The sequence below is a fragment of the Croceibacterium atlanticum genome, from assembly GCF_001008165.2.
GTDB lineage: Bacteria > Pseudomonadota > Alphaproteobacteria > Sphingomonadales > Sphingomonadaceae > Croceibacterium_C > Croceibacterium_C atlanticum.
Genome location: NZ_CP011452.2, coordinates 1,094,487 through 1,113,929, shown reverse-complemented (window position 1 = coordinate 1,113,929; position 19,443 = coordinate 1,094,487). Strand labels below are relative to the sequence as shown.

The following is a 19,443-nucleotide window of genomic DNA, read 5'->3' as shown; positions in this document are numbered from 1 at the left end:
GGCTTCAATCCTGCTTGCCCTTCCTTGCCCGGTGTTCGGCATAGGAATCCAGCACGCCGCGCATCTGTTTCAGCGCGGCCATCCGGCGTTCCTCGTCGCGGATTTCAGAAAGCCTTGTCTTCAGCGAAGTGGCGAATTCGGCATAGGCATTCTGCCAGTCCCTGCCGACTACGTCCTGGATATCGCTGCGGCCGGTGGCCAGGCGCTTTGCCGGTTCGCCGGCGGGCAGCGAATAGACTTCCCCGATTTGCGGCACGCGCACGGACTGTTCCCGGTGCCGTTTCTGCAATTCGCGGCGCATCCCTTCCAGCGCGCCGGGCTCGCCATGGCAGAGGAACAGGCTCCCGCTCACCGGCTGGCGTTCTTCCATCCATGTCAGCAATTCGCCCTTGTCGGCATGGGCGGAATAGGAATCGATGCGGCGGATTTGTGCCCGCACGCGGACATCCGCCCCGGAAATGCGCACGGTTTGCGCCCCTTCCAGAATGACCCGCCCAAGCGTTCCCTCTGCCTGATATCCGACGAATAGAACGGTCGATTCCCGCCGGTGCAGATTGTGTTTCAGGTGGTGGCGTATGCGCCCGGCCTCGCACATTCCCGAAGCAGCGATGATGACTGCGCCGGATACGGAATTGAGCTTGATCGATTCGCTCACATCCGTGGTGAAGTGGAAGGACGGATGTTCAAAGATGTTCCTGCCGCCAGTGTCCTCAAGCTCGTGGGCATAGCGGCCGAATACGCCAGTGACCCTGTTCGCCAGCGGTGAATCCAGGAATATCCGCACCTTGGGAATGGCACCCTCCTGCAACAGGAAGGCCAGGTCGAGCAGTAGTTCCTGCGCTCGTTCAAGGGCGAAGGCTGGGATGACGAGATTGCCGCCACGGGCAATCGCCGCATTGACTTCCACCTCCAGCAATTTGCGCCTCTGCTCGAGCGAAATCCGTTCCCTCTCCCGGTCGCCATATGTGGTTTCGCAGATCACGTGATCGAAACCCGATGGTCCTTCGGGATCGGGCTGGAAGGCCTTGTTTTCCGGGCCCAGATCGCCCGAACACATCACCCTTGTCCCTTCGCATTCCAGTTCGACCGAGGCGGAGCCGAGAATATGTCCGGCATTCCACAGGCGGGCGCGAACGCCCGGTGCCGGTTCGAACCATTCTTCCAGCGGTACGGGTTTGCACTGTTCCCAGGCCGCCAGCGCATCCTGTTCGGTATAGATCGGTTCGAACGGATCTTCCCCCGCGCGGTCGCGCCGCCGATTGCGCCGTTCGGTTTCCGATTCCTGGATGCGCCCGGCATCGGCGAGCATGAATTCGAGCAGGTCACGTGTCGGGCCCGTGCACCAGATCGGCCCCTTGTACCCCTCGGCCACCAGCTTTGGCAGAAGCCCGCTGTGATCGATATGGGCATGGCTGAGGATGACGGCATCCAGCTTGCCCGGCGCGAAGGCAAAATCCTCCATATTGAGGTTTTCCAGCGAGCGACTTCCCTGGAACATGCCGCAATCGACGAGGATGGACTTACCCCGATGCGAAAACTCCATGCATGATCCTGTCACCGTTCGCGCGGCGCCGTGAAAAGCAACTGTGAGGGGGGAACTGGAGCTCATGACAATCCATTCTCGAACATTGTCTTACCATGCGCATCAGCAGGATAAGTAGTAGGGCGGACCAGCGATCCGGGGGAAAGCACCCTCGACACGGTTTTACTAGATGACGGCTGTGATATTCCAATGCAATACATCCCGAAATGCGGCCGCAGCGGCCATTCAGATGGGGGAATTTGCAAATGACCTGGAAGATTGTCCGACTGACCCTGGCCCGCACCCCGGAATATCCGGAAGGATCGGCGCAACATGCCTATGAACTGGTTCTGCCACTTGGCGAAGACGGGCTGATCGACCGTGAAGCTTTTGAACAGAACCGCGGCCGGGCGACAGTCCAGCGCATCTGGCCAGGGGAAGGGGTGCAGCGCGGTGCAATCCTGCACAAGCGCGATGGCTGGGCATTTTCATACCGGCCCGGAGATGCCGATGACGAGGATTTGTTTCATCTCGAACATCATCCCCTGGTGGCGGGCAATTATGTAACCCTGACCGAACCGGACGGCGACCGTCTTCCCTACAGGGTCGTGACGGTCAGATCCGCAGAGCCGGAATAAGCCCCGCAGCGGCCATATGGTGTGGCAGGCTGGCCACGCAGCCGACCGGGAATCCAAACTTCACTTTGACGCTCGCACGCTGATGCGCAAGACAGGCCAAAGAGAATAAGTCGGCCGGCATTCGCACGGCCAGATACCCGGAGCCGCATTTTGGATTTGGTTACAATATCACTCCTCCCGTTCCTGGGGGCCGTGGCGGTTGGATTTGCATCCCGGGCGGGGCGCAAGATTCAGGCCGCAATCGCGGCCGCCTTTTCGAGCGCGGCGCTCATCATGGTTCTCATGCGGGCGCCCGCTGTCCTGGCGGGAGAGGTCATTGCCCATCGGTTCCCATGGGTGCCGGCGCTGGGCCTGGATGCCAGCTATTTCCTCGATCCGCTGGGGCTGCTGTTCGCAGGGCTGATTCTTGGTATCGGCCTGTTGGTAATCATCTACGCTGCCTTCTACCTCTCCGCGGCGGAGGCTTCGGGGCGCTTCTTCAGTTTCCTGATGCTGTTCCAGGGCGCGATGCTGGGCATCGTGATTTCGGACAATATCCTGTTGCTGCTGGTGTTCTGGGAACTGACCAGCCTGTCTTCCTTCCTGCTGATCGGTTTCTGGCGGCATCTGCCCGAAGGGCGCCAGGGCGCGCGCATGGCGCTGGCAGTTACCGGAGGCGGGGGGCTGGCATTGATTGCCGGCATGGTGCTGCTGGGCAATATCGCGGGATCGTATAATCTTACCGAGATACTCTCCTCGCGCGAGATCGTGCAGGCATCGCCGCTCTATCCCGTGGCGCTGGTGCTGATCCTGCTGGGCTGTTTCACCAAGTCGGCGCAGTTTCCGTTTCATTTCTGGTTGCCGCACGCCATGGCCGCGCCGACGCCGGTCAGCGCCTATCTCCACAGCGCGACAATGGTGAAGGCCGGCGTCTTCCTGATGGCCCGGCTTTGGCCCGTGCTTTCGGGGACGGATCTGTGGTTCTATCTGGTGGCGACGACCGGGCTCATCACCATGCTGATCGGTGCCGCGATTGCATTGTTCAGGAATGATCTGAAGGGGCTGCTTGCCTATTCCACGGTCAGCCATCTCGGCCTGCTGACCATGCTGTTCGGTTTCGGAACGCCGATGGCGGCGGTTGTGGGCGTGTTCCACATCATCAATCATGCCACCTTCAAGGCTGCCCTGTTCATGAATGCGGGCATTGTCGATCACGAGGTTGGCACGCGGGATGCGCGGCGCCTGGGCGGGCTTGCGGGCCTGATGCCGATTGCCGCCACGCTGGGCACTATCGCGGCCCTTTCCATGGCGGGCCTTCCTCCGTTCAACGGCTTCATTTCAAAAGAGATGATGCTGGAAGAGGCTGCCCACACAAGCTGGGCGGGCATGGCGTGGCTGTTGCCGGTCATCGTGACCGTCGCCGCATTGCTGTCTGCGGCCTATTCCTTCCGTTATGTGATGCATGTCTATTTCGGGCCCCGGCGCGATGATTATCCGCGCAAGCCGCACGATCCGGGGATCGGCCTGTGGGGGCCGCCTGCCGTGCTGGTCGTGCTGGTGGTGCTGATCGGGCTTTTCCCGGCCGTGATGGCGGATGCGCTGGTCAGATCCGTCTCCGGCGCGGTCACCAGGCAGGAATTGCCCGATTATTATCTCAGCCTGTGGCATGGCTTCACCCCGGCTCTCCTGATGAGTGCGATCGCGGTGGCGGGCGGTATATTCCTGCTCTGGCGGTATGGCGTTGTCTCCCGCATCTGGCGCAGCCTGCCCCTGCCGGTGGCCAAGCGCCTGTTCGATAGCGGGATCTCCCTGCTGGTCGCGGCCAGCCGCAAGGTAACGGACATCGTCCATAACGGCTCCCTGCCGCGCACGCTGTTCGTCTTCTTTGCGGCCGCGCTGCTGCTCGGTATCGAGGGGATGAGCGTGGGCGGCTATATGCCGGGCACGCGTGACACGTTAGCGGCATCACCCGTGGCGATCATATCCTGGCTTGCGCTGCTCGCCGGTGCAGTCGCGGTCATCATGTCCGAAGGGCATCGCTTTCTCGCCCTGGTCTATATCAGCGTGATCGGGCTCGTGGTCTCGCTCTGCTTCGTCTATCTTTCGGCCCCCGACCTCGCATTGACGCAGATCTCGGTCGAGGTGGTGACGATCCTGCTGCTGCTGCTCGCGCTTAACCTGTTGCCGAAGGCGCCGCCTTCGACCTGTTCGGTGCCGCGCCGGGTTCGGGACGGCGTGCTTTCGGCGGCGGCGGGCACGGGGGTTGCCTGGCTCGCTTATGCAGTGATGACGCGCCAGCCGAACGATCCGATCTCCGCCTTCCATTGGGCAGAGGCAAAGCATGGCGGCGGGGGAACCAATGTCGTCAATGTGATCCTCGTCGATTTCCGCGGTTTCGATACGTTTGGCGAAATCATCGTGCTGGGTATCGCGGCGCTGGGCATCTACGCCCTGCTCAAGACGGCGGTATGGGGTGCTTCGGGACAGCGGCTGCTGGCCTGGATTCCCGATCTCATCCGTTCGCCGGAACGGCATCCGATGATGCTGGTCGTGGCCAGCCGCCTGATATTGCCGATGGCGATGGTGGTTGCGCTCTATATCTTCCTGCGCGGCCACAACATGCCGGGCGGGGGCTTCATCGCCGGGCTGGTCTTTTCCATCGCCATGCTGATCCAGTACATGGCATCCGGCTTTGAATGGGCGGAGAGGCGGCGCCGTACGGAACGGCACGCGCTGATTTCCTTCGGCGTGTTGATTGCCGCGGCCACGGGGCTGGGGGCGCTCGCCTTCGGCAAGCCCTTCCTGACCAGTGGCTTTGATTATTTCCACATACCGCTGATTGGCGAGATCGAACTGGCCACGGCGCTGCTGTTCGATATCGGCGTGGCGCTGACCGTGGTTGGCGCGGTCATGCTCGCACTGGCGCAGCTTTCCGGTGCTGCGCAAAGGGCGGAAAAGCTTGAAGGAACGGATTACCCCATGGACATCGACCCCTCACGACCGGGAGGAGCAGGCCGATGAGTGTCGAATTCCTTGTCGCCAGCGCTATCGGTGCGCTGACCGCGGCCGGCATTTATCTGACGCTGCGCGGACGGACCTTTCCGGTGGTGCTGGGCATCGCCATGTTGTCCTATGCGATCAACGCGTTCCTGTTTTCCATGGGGCGGCTCGTCGTCGATCAGCCGCCAATCTACGATCCTGAGGCGGCGGGCTATACCGATCCCTTGCCGCAGGCACTGGTCCTGACCGCAATCGTGATCTCCTTCGGCATGTCCGCGCTCGTGGTTGTGCTCGCCTTGCGCGCATATCTGGAAAGCGGATCCGACCATGTCGATGCAGAGCCGAAGGATCAGGCCATGCCCCGCGATGGACGGCACAAGGGCGAGGGCGACGCCCGATGAACCTGATGATTGTTCCGATTCTGGTTCCGGCGATTATCGCCGCCCTGTGCCTGTTCCGGCCGATCCGCCTGTCCCGCTGGGCACGCAGGCTGTCGCTCGGTTCCACGCTGGTCATCCTGATCAGCGCGCTATTGCTGTTCCTTTCGGCGCGCGACGGCACGATCAGCACCTATGAACTGGGGGACTGGCCGGCGCCCTTCGGCATCGTCATGGTGCTGGACCGTCTGTCGGCGATGATGGTCCTTCTGACGAGCCTGCTCGCGCTGGCTGTGCTCGGCCATGCGGTGATGACCGGGCTGGACCGGCGCGGCTGGCATTTCCACCCGCTGTTCCAGTTCCAGCTTCTCGGCCTCAACGGTGCTTTCCTGACGGGCGATCTGTTCAACCTCTTCGTATTCTTCGAAGTGCTGCTGATCGCTTCCTATGGGCTGATGCTGCACGGGCAGGGGGCGGAAAGGCTCCATGCGGGCGTTAAATATGTCGTGGTCAATCTTGTCGGCTCGACGCTTTTCCTCATCGCGGTGGGCATTCTCTACGGCGTTACCGGCACGCTCAACATGGCGGACATGGCCCAGCGCGTGGCGGAGGCCTCGCCCGGCGATCAACCGCTGATCCGGGCAGGCGCGCAATTGCTGATGGCTGTCTTCGCGCTCAAGGCGGCATTGCTGCCGCTGCATCTGTGGTTGCCGCAGACATATGCGCGCACCAGCGCACCTGTTGCCGCTCTCTTCGCCATTCTGACCAAGGTGGGGGTCTATTCCATATTGCGCGTTACCATCCTGATCTTCGGGGAGGATGCAGGCGCGGTGGCATGGGCGCCGGCAGGCTGGATGCTTCCCGCCTCGATCCTGAGCATTGCCGCAGGGTTCATCGGCGTGCTGGCCGCCCGCAGGATGCGCGTGCTTTCGGCCTTCGCGGTCATCGGATCAACGGGAACGCTGCTCGTCGCGGTAAGCGTCTTCGAACCTGCTGCCACCTCGGCGGCCCTCTATTACCTGCCGCATTCCACGCTCGCCGGGGCCATGCTGTTCCTGGTGACAGACCTCATCGTCCGCGGCCGGTCCGAGGGGGAGGATTGGCTGCGTCCGGGGGCGCCGTTCGCGGGGATGGCGCAGCTTTCGGCCCTGTTCCTGCTGGCCGCGATCGCGATGGCAGGCCTGCCACCGCTGTCGGGCTTCATCGGCAAGCTCCTCATCCTTGACGCCACGGCCGCCAACCATGCCGCGCCATGGATCTGGGGGGCAATATTGGGCGGGACGTTCCTCGCCATTCTGGGGCTGGCAAGGGCGGGCAGCACGCTGTTCTGGAAGAGCGCCGACGGGGAGATGATCCCGGGGGCAAAAGCCCTGCAGCCCCGCGTCTTCGTGCCTGCCTGGGGCTTGTTTGCCCTGCTTGCCGCCCTGACTGTTTTTGCCGGCCCGGCATCCGATTATGCCGAAGCCACGGTGCAGCAGATCTATGACCGGGGCGCCTATATCGATGCGGTGCTTGGCACGGACAGGAGCGGGTCATGATGAAGCGGCTTTTTCCCCATCCCGCACTGAGCGGATTGCTGGCGATTTTCTGGGTGCTTCTGGCCAATTCCCTGTCCTGGGGGGCCGTGATCATGGCGATCATCGTTGGCATAGTGGTGCCGCTGTTCACTTCATCCTACTGGCGCGACAAGCCCGTTCTCCGCTTCGGCTGGCCGATGCTGGAATATTTGCTGATTGTGCTGTGGGATATCGTGGTGGCCAATTTCCAGGTCGCCTGGATCATCCTGACCAAACGCAACAGGAATCTCCGCTCGGCCTGGCTGGTCATCCCTCTCGACGTGCGCCAGCCGGAGGCGATCACCGCGCTGGCGGGCACAATCAGCCTGACGCCGGGCACCGTTTCGGCCGATGTATCAGGTGATGGCAAGGCGCTGCTCGTCCATGCGCTGGACGTGGCAGACAAGGAGGCGGACATTGCCCGCATCAAATCCCGCTACGAAGCCCGATTGAAGAGAATCTACCGATGATCAATTTTGCGATAAGCGCCGGGGCCTTGATGATCGCATTGGCCATCGTACTCAATGCGCTGCGTCTTTTCCTCGGCCCGTCGAGGGGGGATCGAATCCTCGCTCTCGACACGATGTTGATCAACGCGATCGCATTGATCGTCCTGTTCGGCATCTATGAAAATACCGGCTTCTATTTCGAAGCAGCGCTGCTTCTTGCCATGGTCGGCTTCGTGGGGACGGTGGCTTACACCAAGTTCCTGCTGCGCGGCGATATTGTGGAGTAACGCCATGATGGAAACCATCGCCGAAATTCTTGTCGCCTTTCTGATCCTGCTGGGCGGGGCATTCGCCCTGATCGGTTCCTGGGGGCTGTTCCGCCTTCCATCGCTGATGACGCGGCTCCATGGGCCGACAAAGGCCACGACGCTTGGCGTGGGCGGTATCCTGCTTGCCTCGGTGGTCTATTTCCCTGTCTTCGGGGGGCGGTTTTCAGCCCATGAATTGCTGATAACCATTTTCCTGTTCATCGCGGCGCCGATAACGGCCAACATGGTCGCGAAGGCGCATCTGCACAGGCAGACCCATGACATTGATCCCAATCCCGCGGATGATATCCAGGAAGGGCTGCCGGAAAAGGATCGCTGGGCAACATTCTGGAAGGGTGACGCATAGGTCCGTGGCCGCCAGCCGATGTGGCAGGAAAGTGATGGGCCGCTGGTGACCGGGCAATAATCCTAATAATCGCCAGCGCCCCCGGTACTTTCGATTGATAGATACCGAACTACTTTGTTGTTTCAAAACAAAGTGCAGGCCGGATTTACTGGGTGCTAACCATTTTTCACTAGCGCCGATTCCGTGGCGGGAAATCATTCCGACTTGCCGAGCCTGCCTTTGCGGCTGACGCCGCTGCAGATTGTCGGCCTGCGGGACCCTGAAGAGGGCGGCTGGTCGCGCTTGCGCACCTTGCAATATGCCGGTCTGCACCAGATGGGCCTGACGCGGACCATTGCCCACTTGCTGGCTGCGGTCATCGCGCTGGGCCTTTTCATGGGCGATGTGCCCCTCTGGCAGATACTGATCTGGCTGGTCACCCTGGGTCTTGCACTGGCAAATGGCCATCGCATCGATCGAAGCCTAGCCGATATCGGCCGCCGATCCATGACCAGGGAAGATTTCCGGCGTCAGGCCCTGGGCGTTGCCGCCTGCGCATTTGTATGGGCCTTTGCCCTGACGCTGTTTGCACCACACGGGGATTCCGGCGAACAATTGGCGCTCTGGACGCTGATTGCCATGCTGATCGCCGGATCGACTGCAACCATGTCTGCCGCGCCGATCGGGGCCATCACTTTCGCCACGGTGGCGGGCGGTGCGGCTGCGCTCAACTTCCTCTTTCGCGGTCAGATTGAATTTGCCGCTGCGGTCATTGCTTTTCTTGCCGTGGCGATCGGCGGCACGCTGACGGCTGCCAGGACTTATCTTTCCGCGCGCATTGCCGAGGCCGGCGTTGCGGAAAAGGACGAAGTCGTATCGCTGCTGCTGCGTGAATTTCAGGAGAATGAAGCGGACTGGCTGTGGCAGGTCGATGTCAATCGCCGGGTTCGCTCAGCTTCGCCCCGCTTTGCCTATGCCCTGGGCAGCGAACCGGATACGATCAATGGGAAGTCCCTGATCGAATTGATTGCCGGCGAAAGCTGGGCAAGCGGCAAGTTCGCCCCCAGCCTGCACGAACTGACGCAAATGCTGACCCGGCGGGAGAACTTCTCCAACATGCTGGTGCAGGTAGATATCGCCGGCGGGCGTCGCTGGTGGGAATTGTCCGGCACGCCGATTACCGATTCCAAGGGCAATTTCGCAGGTTTTCGCGGGGTCGGGTCCGATGTCACCGAACAACGGGAATCGGACGAGAAGATTGCCTATCTTGCCCGTTACGACACGCTGACCGGACTGCCCAACCGCCTGATGCTGACCGAGGCGCTGGGAGAGGCCATGCGCTATGCCGATCAGTGGAAGACCAGTTGCGCCTTCCTGATGGTCGATCTCGATCGCTTCAAATCGGTCAATGATTCCCTTGGCCACCAGATTGGCGACCGGCTGCTTGCCCAGGTTTCCAAGCGGTTGCAGTCAGTGATGACCGAGAACGAGAAATGCGGCCGTCTGGGAGGGGACGAATTCGCGATCGTGATCCGTGACGCTGCGGACAAGGATCGCATCGAAAAGGTCGCGACCACGGTTATCAAGGCTCTTTCCCAGCCTTACGATGTCGATAATCACACGCTTTACATCGGCGCCAGTATCGGTTCCGCCGTGGGGCCGCGGGATGGCACGACGGTGGAAACGCTGATGCGCAATGCCGACCTCGCGCTCTACCGGGCGAAGGATGACGGCGGCGGCGAATACCGGACATATGAACCTTCGCTGCACGCTGATGCGGAGGAACGCCGTCGGCTTGAACTGGCTCTGCGTCACGCGGTGGGCCGCAATGAGCTATTGCTCAATTTCCAACCCGTGGTCAGCGCGAAGGACGAACAAGTCGTCAGCTTCGAAGCCTTGCTGCGCTGGAACAGTGCGGAACATGGCTTTGTCAGCCCGGGCAAGTTCATCCCACTTGCGGAAGACACGCGCCTGATCGTGCCGATTGGCGAATGGGTGCTGCACGAGGCATGCCGCCACGCCGTAAAATGGCCGAGCGACATGAAGGTCGCCGTGAATGTTTCGGGCGAGCAATTGCTGGAGCCGGGCTTTTCAGAAAGCGTGGTGCGGGCGCTGGCCGACAGCGGGTTGCCGGCAAACCGCCTAGAAGTGGAAGTGACGGAGAGCATCTTCCTGCGCGATGCGCGCACCGCACGGCAGGCGCTTGAAGAAATCATGGCGCTGGGTTGTTCCATCGCCCTGGATGATTTCGGAACCGGCTATTCCTCGCTCGGCTATCTGCGCAAGCTGCATTTTTCGACCATCAAGGTCGATCGCAGTTTCGTGCAAGGGGCCGCGCAGGGCAGCCGGGAAAGTCTGGCCATCATTCGGGCAGTCGTGGCCATGGCGCAAAGCCTGGATATGGCCACGACCGCCGAAGGCACGGAAACGAAGGAAGAAGTGGAACTGGTCCGCTCCCTCGGATGCGACAAGATACAGGGCTATTTCTTCGGTCGCCCAATCGGTGCGGAAGAGGCGCTGGAACTGGTGCGCAAGCGCAGGATCGTTGCCGCCTGATGGGCGGCGTGGCGATCAGGCTTCGACCAGCCCCTTGATCGCACTTTCAAACAATATCCTGCCATCGGTGCCACCCTGGGCAGGCTCGATCGCCCTTTCCGGATGCGGCATCATGCCCAGCACATTACCCGCTTCGTTCAGGATCCCGGCAATGTCGCGGCGCGAGCCATTGCAGTTTTCCGCATAGCGGAAAGCAACGCGGCTTTCGCCCTCAAGCCGGTCCAGCGTTTCTTCGTCAGCGAAATAATTGCCGTCGTGATGGGCAACGGGGATGCGGATGGACTGCCCGGCCTCATATCCGCCGGTAAACAGCGACTGGTTGTTTTCCACCGTCAGCGTGACAGTGCGGCAGATGAAGGTCTGCACCGAATTGCGCATCAGGGCGCCGGGCAGAAGGCGCGCTTCGGTCAGCACCTGGAAGCCGTTGCATACGCCCAGGACCGGCACGCCGCGTTCCGCCGCATTCACCACGGATCGCATGATGGGGCTGTTGGCCGCCATCGCGCCGGAACGCAGATAGTCCCCATAGGAAAAGCCGCCGGGCAGCGCGATGAAATCCAGCCGTTCCGGCAGATCCGCATCGCCATGCCAGACACGGATCGGCGCAGTGCCCGATACCTGTTCCAGCGCCATCGCCATGTCCCGATCGCAATTGGATCCGGGAAATGTGATCACCGCCGCGCGGAAACCGCTCATCAGGCCGTCTCCAGTTTCTCGATGCGGTAGTTTTCGATCACCATATTGGCGAGCAGCTTCCGGCACATATCGTCCAGCGTTTCATCGCTGGTGCCATCGGCAACTTCCAGTTCGATCAGCCTGCCGACGCGCACATCCTCGACGCCGGTAAAGCCGAGTCCTTCGAGCGAATGATGCACGGCGCGGCCCTGCGGATCGAGAACGCCGGGCTTGAGGCTGACATGAATGCGGACCTTCATCGGGCAGGCCTTTCAACGGAGTAAGCTTACGCCGCCGAGCCTATGGCGATTGCAGGCGCAGCGGACAAGGGGCAGGTGCAGTTCGGGCCGGTCTATTGCGCGGTCTTATCCCCGGCTTGACGAGGCAGCACAACGATCTCGACCCGCTCATGCGGTTGAAGATATTGTTCGGCCGCCGCGCGAATATCCTCTCCGGTGATGGAAGACAAAGTTTCCTTCCCGCTGAGGAATCGTTCCAGCCGTTCGGGTTCGGTCTGCGCACGATCGACCAGGCTCATCCAGCCGGCATTGGTCTTCAGCGCATTGTCATAGGTTTCCAGCAAGGGCTGGCGGGCGCGAAGAATGACATCTTCGTCCACTGGCGCAGCAATCATGTCCCCGATCGTTTCCAGGATCGCCTGCCGGGCAGCGTCCACATCGGCAACGTCCAGCGATGCGGCAATCGCGAAAGTGCCGTAACCGGGATAGGTGCGGGACTGGTCGGCAGCGACGCCGGGGGAATAGGTTTGCCCCAATTGTTCCCGCAATTTGTCGGTCAGTTCCAGACGGATAACCCGCTCCAGCAATTCGAGGCGCAGCAATTCGCGGAAATCACGGTCATCCGTGGTCGGCCATGTCATGCGCAGAACTGCCTGGTCGGCCTTGCCATCATGATACAGCACATATTCGCTGCGATCGGCGGTGAAGCTGCGTTGGCGCGCTTGGTCGTAGGTGCGGAATTCGCCTTCCCGCGGGGGCAGGGCGCCCAGCGTGCGGGCAACCATGCCGATCACCTCGTCCTCGTGGAAATCGCCGACAATGGCCAGTTCCATTGCGCCACTGGCCAACCGGTCAGTAATGACATCGCGCAGGCGGGCATAGCTGAGATCCTGATAGGCCTCCTGCGGTTGCAGGGTGAAGCGCGGATCGCCATCGGAAATGATTCGGCCCAGTTCATTGGACAGGGCGTTTTCCGGCGTGGCAGTGCGCCTGGCGAAGAAATTGGCGATATTGCGTTGATATTGCGCTTCGCCTTCCGGGCGATAGCCGGGATCGCTGATCGCCGCGGCGAACAATTCCAGCTGGAGATCGAGATCGCGCGGCGTTGTGGTGGCGGACAGCCGGAAACGATCCTCGTCCGCGATCATGGAAAAGCCAACGCTGCGGCCGGCCAGGATCGATTGCAGTTCGTCTATCGAATGTTTGGCAAGGCCTCCCAACGGCAGGACATTGACCATTGCCGTGGCCAGCGGGTCCTCCGCCGTGTTCAGCAATTCCCCGCCATCGATGTTCAATTGCACGGAAACCCGGTCATTCTGCAAATCGGTGGGCTTGAGGTTGAGTTTCAGCCCATTGGCGAAGACGATCTTCCGAATGCCGAGCAGGCCCTCCCGCTCGTCCGACAAAACCATTCCGGGAGGGCCGAATTCGCCATAGGCGAAATCCGCGAATTCGGCGGCATCTTCCGGCGCGAGTTCCGCCTTCATCCCTTCGTTCCAGGCCGCGCGCAACGCTTCTTCGCTCCCTTCCGGCGGGGTCCGGCCTTCAAAACGGATCATCGGATTATCGAGCGGGACCAGTTCTTCCTGCAGCGAGGCGAGCACATTTTCCGGCGTAATCTCCGGCAAATGCGCTTCGAACCGGGCGAGGGCGCTGGCCGGGGTGGTCGGCACCTGTTCGTCTTCCAGCAGGGTCAGTGCGGCGATGACAAAGCTGGCATTGTTGCGCGTGTCGGCGCCGGCGGCGTTGTTTTCCAGTGCGGTGCGCAGATTGGCCAATTGTTCGGCCACTTCCGCGTCGCTGAAGCCGAATTCCAGCGCCCGGCGATATTCTGCCTGTGCCGCGGCCAGGGCGCGGCGCCATTCCCCGTCCCCGGCATCAACCACCAGATTGGTCGTCCGCCCGGCCTCGAAGGCTTCGCCCGTAACGAGGCTGGCGCTGCGGAAGGGCGGATCTTCCATGCGCGTCAGGCGCTGAAGCCGCCGATTGATGATCTGGTAGCCCAGCTGACGGCGGACATTCTGCTTGCGGAAGGCAAGGGAATCGACCTTCTCCTGCCACGGTCCCATGCGCGACACGGTGATGCGTTCCGCCAGGGCGGGGTCGATATAGATCCGCGTCTGCCCCTGCAGGTCTGGATCGATCGGGCCGGCGGCGGGCTGGGGCACTTTGCGCAGGGGCTGCCAATCGGCAAAATGATCGCGGATCGCGGCTTCCACCTCATCCGCATCGAAATCGCCGATAACGATCACGGCGGTATTGTCCGGGCGGTAGATACGGCGCCAGAGGCTGCGCAGCCCCTCTGCCGTGGCATTTTCCAGTGTTTCCTGCGTGCCGATGGGCAGGCGGTTGGGGAAACGGGCATCGGGGTAAATGAACTTGAACGCATCCAGCGTGCTGCGCATCGAATAGGTATCGCGCACGCGCATTTCCGACAGGACCACGCCTTTTTCCCGTTCGACCGCTTCCGGATCGAAGGTCAGATTGCTGGCTGTTTCACGCATCAGCATCAGCGCCGTGTCCAGCAGGGCCGGATCATTGCGCGGCAGGTCCAGCTTGTAGAGCGTGGTGTCGAAACCCGTGGAGGCATTGGTATCGGCGCCAAAGGCCAGCCCTTCGCGTTCCAGCAGCCTGATCATCTCCCCTTCGGGGACATTGGCGGATCCGTTGAAGGCCATGTGTTCGATGAAATGGGCGAAGCCGAGTTCGTCCTCCTTTTCATCCAGCGAGCCGCCATGGACCCAGAACTGGACCATGCCCTGTCCGGCGGGCGTGCCATTCGGGCGGATGATGTAGCGCATCCCGTTGTCCAGCACGCCGAAGCGGTAGGCAGGATCCACCGGAAGATCGGTTTCGGGAAATGGCCAGCCGGTTTCCGGTGCCGGGGCGGTGGGCACGCTCGCCTGTTCGCGGGCCAGTATCGGCCCCTGAAGCGGAATGGCGATGGCAAGGAATGCGGCAAGCAGGAAACGGAACATATGTCCCATTCCTTGGCCCACATATTGTGAACGGGCAATGGTCTGTCGCGGAAACGTGCCGGAATCGGCCGTATCCATTGCGGCATGGATGAATTTGCGGCGCGGCAATTAAAATGCCGCGCCGCAACAAAGCAGAAAGAAGCCTATTTCTTCGGCTTGGTACTGGTGCGCAGCTTGCTGCGATGCGCAGTCAGATCGAGAACTTCGCCCGGACCGCCATCATCATTCTGCAACAGGCCCAGCCGCCTTGCGACTTCCTGATACGCCTCTTCCTCGCCGCCAAGATCACGGCGGAAACGGTCCTTGTCCAGCTTTTCGCCGGTCGACATGTCCCACAGGCGGCAATTGTCGGGGCTGATTTCGTCGGCCAGAATCACGCGGCTGTAATCGCCATCCCAGATGCGGCCGAATTCCAGCTTGAAATCGACCAGCCGGATATCGATCGCCGCAAACATGCCGCACATGAAATCATTGATGCGGATCGCCATGGCGGAGATGTCCTGCATCTCCTCGTTATTGGCCCATCCGAAACAGGCGATATGTTCTTCCGCCACCAGCGGATCGTTCAATTCATCCGCCTTGTAATAATATTCGATCAGCGTGTGCGGCAGCGGTTCGCCTTCTTCCAGGCCCAGCCGCTTGGAGATCGAACCGGCGGCCACATTGCGCACCACCACTTCCAGCGGAATGATTTCCACCTGGCGCACCAATTGTTCCCGCATGTTCAGCCGGCGGATGAAGTGAGTCGGGATGCCGATATGGGAAAGCCTGGTGAAGACATGTTCCGATATCCGGTTGTTGATCACGCCCTTGCCGTTGATCGTCCCGGTTTTCTGGGCGTTGAACGCGGTCGCATCATCCTTGAAATACTGGATAAGCGTGCCCGGTTCGGGGCCTTCGTAAAGGATCTTGGCCTTGCCTTCGTAGATCTGCCGGCGGCGTGACATGCGCATGCATCCTGCTTGAAAAAACTGCGCCCCGGCGGTGCGGATCCTTGCTCTATCAGAGCATGAAACGCGTGGCCGGGGCGTTGGTGCGATCATATAGGCGGAATTCACCCCGAAGGCAATTGCACCGCGAAAGGCTTGCGACTAGTCAGCCCGTTAACCATCGGGCCATCAGATCGGGGGCGGCCGGCAATGAATGTCACTATCGCCAGGTTGACCGGCGGAGATATTTTTCGGCGATTGCCGGATCTCGCCACATTGCGCATCACGGTGTTTGCCGATTTTCCCTATCTCTACGCTGGCACGCCCGAATATGAGATGGAATATCTGCGCGAATTCGCCGATGCGCCCGGCAGCGTGCTGATCGCGGCGATGGATGGGGAACGTGTGGTCGGCGCCGCCACTGCATCGCCCATGGCATTGCAGAAAGACGAATTCCGCGATCCCTTCGAACGGCACGGATACGATACGGCGCGGTTGTTCTATTTCGGGGAAAGCGTGTTGCTGCCGGAATATCGCGGGCAGGGCATCGGTCACGCCTTTTTCGATCAGCGGGAATCGGCCGCGCGGGAAGCCGGGGCAAGCCATGCCGCCTTTGCAGCCGTTGTCCGGCCGGAAGATCATCCGGCACGGCCGCGCAATTACAGTCCGCTGGACGGTTTCTGGCGCAAACGCGGTTATGTGAAAGTGCCGAACCTCACCACTGAACTCGCCTGGAAGGAATGGGGCGAGGAAGAGGAAACGGGCAAGATCATGCAGTACTGGATGTGCTCGCTCGGCAGTTGAGATGGCCGTTTGCACTACGGCGAAGTTGACCGCCTTGTCCGGTGGAGGCAATGGCCGGCACCGGGGAGAACCATGAAAAAGCACAGAATTATCTGCGCGGCAGGCGTCGCGGCTTCGGCTATTGCGGCTGCCGGTTACAGTCCGGCCGCTTCTGCCCAGGATGCAGTAGCGGACAAGGGCGATCCGATCGTGGTCACCGGCACGCTGATCCGGGGCGGGCCGCAGGATGCGATTGCCCCGGTCGATGTGATCGGCGCAGAGGATCTGGCACGGCAAGGCTCGCCCAGCATCCTCGATATCACCCGGCGGCTGGCAGTATCGGCCGGCGTGATTGGCGATTCCAGCCAGTTCGATCCGCGCAGCCAGTTCAATCAGGGTTCCGCCTCGGTCAATCTTCGCGGCTTTGGCCCGCAGCGCACGCTGGTTCTGCTGAATGGCCGGCGGATGGTGGCAAGCGGGGCGGGCAATATCCCGCTCGTCGATGTCAATCTGATGCCGTCATCGGCCATCGGGCGGGTGGAAATCCTCAAAGATGGCGCGGCGGCAACTTATGGCTCCGATGCGATCGCCGGTGTGGTCAATTTCATCACCCGGACCGACCAGCAGGGTTTCCTGGCCTCCGCCGATTATCGCCATATCGATGGGTCGGACGGAGACTGGACGGCGGCCTTGTCCTGGGGCGGCGATATTGGGCCGGCGCGGATTTTCCTGTCGGGCGGATATCAGCGGCGGAACGAGCTGCAGGCCGGGGACCGGGATCACGTGCTGCGCCGCTATGCCGAAAATCCGCAAGGCGGCTGGTCCGGTGGCGGCAATCCGGGCAATTTCGATTATGACGCGACGCAGAACGGCGTTGCCTTCACCGCCGATGAAGGATGCGCGGATGCCGGCGCTTTTCTCGCCGCGAATGATCTGTGCCTGTCCAATTATCTGGGTTTCACCAATCTGGTGGAGCCGGAAGACCGTTTCCAGCTTTTTGCCGATATGGAGCTGCCGCTGGGTGAACGGGTCGAACTGCGCGCCACCGCCCTTTATGGCCACACCAAAACCGTTCTCAGCACTTCTCCCAGCTTTCTTCCAACGATTGCGCCTTCATCCGATGCGGCTTTCGGCGGTAGCGGCCTGTTCGTCATCCCCGAATATGCGCCGGCCCTGATAGATTATTGCGCGCGTTATGCGGATGCGAGCTGTTCGACCGATGCGAGTGGGGCGCCGCAAGCCCCGGCGCTGGCCTATCCGGTGCGGTTCCGGCCAATGCTGCTTTCCGGCAACCCCCTGTTCGACAATGGTCGCAACACGGCGCGCCTGCCGCGCAATTCCGACGCATATCAGTTTACCGGGGAGGTGCGGGCAGATCTGGGGGGCAGCCTCGAACTGACAGGAGGCGTCACCTATAGCGAATATGATCGCTATTTCGTTGTCGGTGACAGTTTCGTCGATCTCCTGCAGAATGCCATGGCAGGCTTTGGCGGCGCGGATTGTGCCTATGCCACGGCCGCATCCCGTGCAGGTCTGACAGATCAGGAACTGGCGGCGCTGGCCGGCACCAATGGCTGCAGCTGGTTCAATCCCTTTTCCACCGCGATACCCGCCAACCAACTGACGGGGCAGGCAAACCCGAATTATGCGGGGAATGGCAGCCCGGTTGCCGGGCTCAGCACCCAGCCGGGCGAAGGGCTGGTGAATGACGTTTCCACCATTGGCGACTTCTACAATATGTGGGGCCGGGTGGCGAATACGCGGCAATGGGTCGGCGATCTGGTGCTGGCTGGCGGAACCGGCATCAGCCTGCCCGGCGGCGAGATCCACTTCGCCCTTGGCGGCCAGTATCGGCGGGACCGTTACGCCAGGGCGTATGAGGGCGGCAATAATCTCGACCTCTATCCCTGTCCGGCCTCCGTGCTTGATCCAGATGCCAGCTGCACGCCGGAAACGGGCGCGCTCGGTTTTATCGGTTCCAACCGCGATGTGCGCGTTTCAAGCGATGTGTGGGCTGGATTTGCGGAGTTGCAACTGCCGGTAACGGACCGGCTGGATGCGCAGCTTTCGGCCCGGTATGAAGATTATGGCGGTTCTGTCGGATCCACCTTCGATCCGCAATTGCGCATCCGTTACCGGGCGAATGACTGGCTGGCCCTGCGCGGCGGCGTGGGCACCACCTTCCGCGGGCCGCCGCCGGAAAATACCGCGGCCGATCTTGTCATCCTGACCTTTATCGGCGGCGCCTTCCGCGCGGTGGATGTGCTCGCCAATCCGAAGCTGGACCCGGAAAGCGCCACGACATGGAATGCGGGAATGGTGGCCGATAGCGGGCCCTTCCGGGCAAGCCTGGATTATTGGCGCTATGAATTTTCCGGCCCGATCGAAAGCGAACCCGTCAGCGGCATGGTTGCCGCCATGTTCGGTGCCAGCGGTTCAGCCAATTGCGGCGATCCGGCCTTTGCCGGGCTGGAGGCCCGCTTCACATTTTCCGGCGACATTTGTTCGGCCGCCAATGTCCAGAGGCTGTCCACCTATGCCTTCAATTCCGCCGATGTGAGGACCAGCGGGCTGGATGCCAGCGCCAGCTATGATTTCGCGCTGGGAGATGCGTGGATGCAGATCGGTGCATCCGGCAGCTATGTCTTCGAATATGAAGTGGGCGAAGTGACGGTGGAAGGCATCGCAGTGCAATCCGCCTTCGATGCTGCGGGCAAGCTCAATTACCAGACGACCGCCTATCCGATACCGCGCCTGAAGGGGCGGGCATGGCTGCAAGGCGAATGGGGCGATCATACGCTGCGCCTGCAGCTGAACCATGTGTCCGGCTATACCGATCAGCGCGAAAGCATTTTCGGGCCCGACGCGTCACTGGGCGGCGCGGCACTGACCAGGGGCAAGCATATCGGCGCTTTCGACAGCCTGGACCTGGCCTGGAACTGGTCGCCGGCGGAGCGCACGCATATCTCGCTCGCCCTGTTCAACCTGCTGGATGCGAAACCGCCATTTGCGCGGCTGGATCAGAATTTCGATCCGTTCACAGCCGACCCTATCGGTTTTACGGCCAAGCTGGGCGTCAGCCAGTCATTCTGACGGCGGAGCGATCCG

15 protein-coding genes are annotated in these 19,443 nt (G+C 61.5%); 10 read left to right on the top strand and 5 right to left on the bottom strand.

Annotated elements, in window-relative coordinates:
• Positions 1-4 precede the first annotated feature (4 nt).
• A complete protein-coding gene (locus WYH_RS05255; RefSeq protein ID WP_235979890.1) occupies positions 5-1,543 on the bottom strand; it encodes an MBL fold metallo-hydrolase in 1,539 nt (512 codons plus the stop codon).
• 245 nt (positions 1,544-1,788) lie between these two features.
• Between WYH_RS05255 and WYH_RS05250 the strand changes: the two genes are divergently transcribed.
• The 8 genes from WYH_RS05250 (at position 1,789) to WYH_RS05215 (ending at position 10,731) form a co-directional block, all read left to right on the top strand.
• A complete protein-coding gene (locus WYH_RS05250; RefSeq protein WP_046903003.1) occupies positions 1,789-2,160 on the top strand; it encodes a hypothetical protein in 372 nt (123 codons plus the stop codon).
• 150 nt (positions 2,161-2,310) lie between these two features.
• Positions 2,311-5,160 (top strand): monovalent cation/H+ antiporter subunit A, encoded by a 2,850-nt coding sequence (locus WYH_RS05245; RefSeq protein ID WP_046903002.1) that lies wholly within the window; start codon positions 2,311-2,313, stop codon positions 5,158-5,160.
• A complete protein-coding gene (locus WYH_RS05240; protein WP_046903001.1) occupies positions 5,157-5,540 on the top strand; it encodes a Na+/H+ antiporter subunit C in 384 nt (127 codons plus the stop codon). The genes WYH_RS05245 and WYH_RS05240 overlap by 4 nt, the downstream gene beginning before the upstream one ends.
• Positions 5,537-7,054: a monovalent cation/H+ antiporter subunit D gene (locus tag WYH_RS05235; RefSeq protein WP_046903000.1), complete on the top strand. Its 1,518-nt coding sequence runs from the start codon at positions 5,537-5,539 to the stop codon at positions 7,052-7,054. The genes WYH_RS05240 and WYH_RS05235 overlap by 4 nt, the downstream gene beginning before the upstream one ends.
• Positions 7,051-7,542: a Na+/H+ antiporter subunit E gene (locus WYH_RS05230; RefSeq protein WP_046902999.1), complete on the top strand. Its 492-nt coding sequence runs from the start codon at positions 7,051-7,053 to the stop codon at positions 7,540-7,542. Before WYH_RS05235 ends, WYH_RS05230 begins: the two co-directional genes overlap by 4 nt.
• A complete protein-coding gene (locus tag WYH_RS05225; RefSeq protein ID WP_046902998.1) occupies positions 7,539-7,808 on the top strand; it encodes a K+/H+ antiporter subunit F in 270 nt (89 codons plus the stop codon). Before WYH_RS05230 ends, WYH_RS05225 begins: the two co-directional genes overlap by 4 nt.
• Before the next feature lie 4 nt (positions 7,809-7,812).
• A complete protein-coding gene (locus WYH_RS05220) occupies positions 7,813-8,196 on the top strand; it encodes a Na+/H+ antiporter subunit G (protein ID WP_235979901.1) in 384 nt (127 codons plus the stop codon).
• A gap of 183 nt (positions 8,197-8,379) precedes the next feature.
• Complete coding sequence (locus WYH_RS05215) at positions 8,380-10,731, top strand: putative bifunctional diguanylate cyclase/phosphodiesterase (protein WP_046902997.1); 2,352 nt, start codon at positions 8,380-8,382, stop codon at positions 10,729-10,731.
• A 15-nt stretch (positions 10,732-10,746) separates the two neighbouring features.
• On the opposite strand, the gene purQ is transcribed toward WYH_RS05215, so the two are convergent.
• From purQ to purC, 4 genes are all read right to left on the bottom strand, one after another.
• On the bottom strand, positions 10,747-11,427 hold the full coding sequence (purQ, locus tag WYH_RS05210) for a phosphoribosylformylglycinamidine synthase subunit PurQ (RefSeq protein ID WP_046902996.1): 681 nt from the start codon (positions 11,425-11,427) through the stop codon (positions 10,747-10,749).
• Positions 11,427-11,666: a phosphoribosylformylglycinamidine synthase subunit PurS gene (gene purS, locus WYH_RS05205; RefSeq protein ID WP_046902995.1), complete on the bottom strand. Its 240-nt coding sequence runs from the start codon at positions 11,664-11,666 to the stop codon at positions 11,427-11,429. The genes purQ and purS overlap by 1 nt, the downstream gene beginning before the upstream one ends.
• 92 nt (positions 11,667-11,758) lie before the next feature.
• The gene (locus WYH_RS05200) at positions 11,759-14,623 is read right to left on the bottom strand and encodes a M16 family metallopeptidase (RefSeq protein ID WP_053833658.1); all 2,865 of its coding nucleotides are present in this window, start codon (positions 14,621-14,623) and stop codon (positions 11,759-11,761) included.
• A gap of 143 nt (positions 14,624-14,766) precedes the next feature.
• Positions 14,767-15,570 carry a phosphoribosylaminoimidazolesuccinocarboxamide synthase gene (purC, locus tag WYH_RS05195; protein ID WP_046902994.1) on the bottom strand — a complete coding sequence of 268 codons (804 nt, stop codon included), beginning with the start codon at positions 15,568-15,570 and terminating at the stop codon, positions 14,767-14,769.
• Positions 15,571-15,762: 192 nt separating this feature from the next.
• Between purC and WYH_RS05190 the strand changes: the two genes are divergently transcribed.
• Positions 15,763-16,356 (top strand): GNAT family N-acetyltransferase, encoded by a 594-nt coding sequence (locus WYH_RS05190; protein ID WP_046902993.1) that lies wholly within the window; start codon positions 15,763-15,765, stop codon positions 16,354-16,356.
• 72 nt (positions 16,357-16,428) lie between these two features.
• Positions 16,429-19,428, top strand: coding sequence for a TonB-dependent receptor plug domain-containing protein (locus WYH_RS05185; RefSeq protein WP_053833403.1), 3,000 nt, complete (start codon positions 16,429-16,431; stop codon positions 19,426-19,428).
• The last annotated feature ends 15 nt before the right edge of the window (positions 19,429-19,443 follow it).

What these genes read in the sequence shown, in the direction of transcription:
- WYH_RS05235 (WP_046903000.1), top strand. Translation starts at nt 5,537, where the DNA reads ATGAACCTGATGATTGTTCCGATTCTGGTTCCGGCGATTATCGCCGCC.
- purS (WP_046902995.1), bottom strand. Translation starts at nt 11,666, where the DNA reads ATGAAGGTCCGCATTCATGTCAGCCTCAAGCCCGGCGTTCTCGATCCG.
- WYH_RS05220 (WP_235979901.1), top strand. Translation starts at nt 7,813, where the DNA reads ATGATGGAAACCATCGCCGAAATTCTTGTCGCCTTTCTGATCCTGCTG.
- WYH_RS05250 (WP_046903003.1), top strand. Translation starts at nt 1,789, where the DNA reads ATGACCTGGAAGATTGTCCGACTGACCCTGGCCCGCACCCCGGAATAT.
- WYH_RS05240 (WP_046903001.1), top strand. Translation starts at nt 5,157, where the DNA reads ATGAGTGTCGAATTCCTTGTCGCCAGCGCTATCGGTGCGCTGACCGCG.
- WYH_RS05255 (WP_235979890.1), bottom strand. Translation starts at nt 1,543, where the DNA reads ATGGAGTTTTCGCATCGGGGTAAGTCCATCCTCGTCGATTGCGGCATG.
- WYH_RS05225 (WP_046902998.1), top strand. Translation starts at nt 7,539, where the DNA reads ATGATCAATTTTGCGATAAGCGCCGGGGCCTTGATGATCGCATTGGCC.
- WYH_RS05190 (WP_046902993.1), top strand. Translation starts at nt 15,763, where the DNA reads ATGAATGTCACTATCGCCAGGTTGACCGGCGGAGATATTTTTCGGCGA.
- WYH_RS05200 (WP_053833658.1), bottom strand. Translation starts at nt 14,623, where the DNA reads ATGTTCCGTTTCCTGCTTGCCGCATTCCTTGCCATCGCCATTCCGCTT.
- WYH_RS05230 (WP_046902999.1), top strand. Translation starts at nt 7,051, where the DNA reads ATGATGAAGCGGCTTTTTCCCCATCCCGCACTGAGCGGATTGCTGGCG.
- purC (WP_046902994.1), bottom strand. Translation starts at nt 15,570, where the DNA reads ATGTCACGCCGCCGGCAGATCTACGAAGGCAAGGCCAAGATCCTTTAC.
- purQ (WP_046902996.1), bottom strand. Translation starts at nt 11,427, where the DNA reads ATGAGCGGTTTCCGCGCGGCGGTGATCACATTTCCCGGATCCAATTGC.
- WYH_RS05185 (WP_053833403.1), top strand. Translation starts at nt 16,429, where the DNA reads ATGAAAAAGCACAGAATTATCTGCGCGGCAGGCGTCGCGGCTTCGGCT.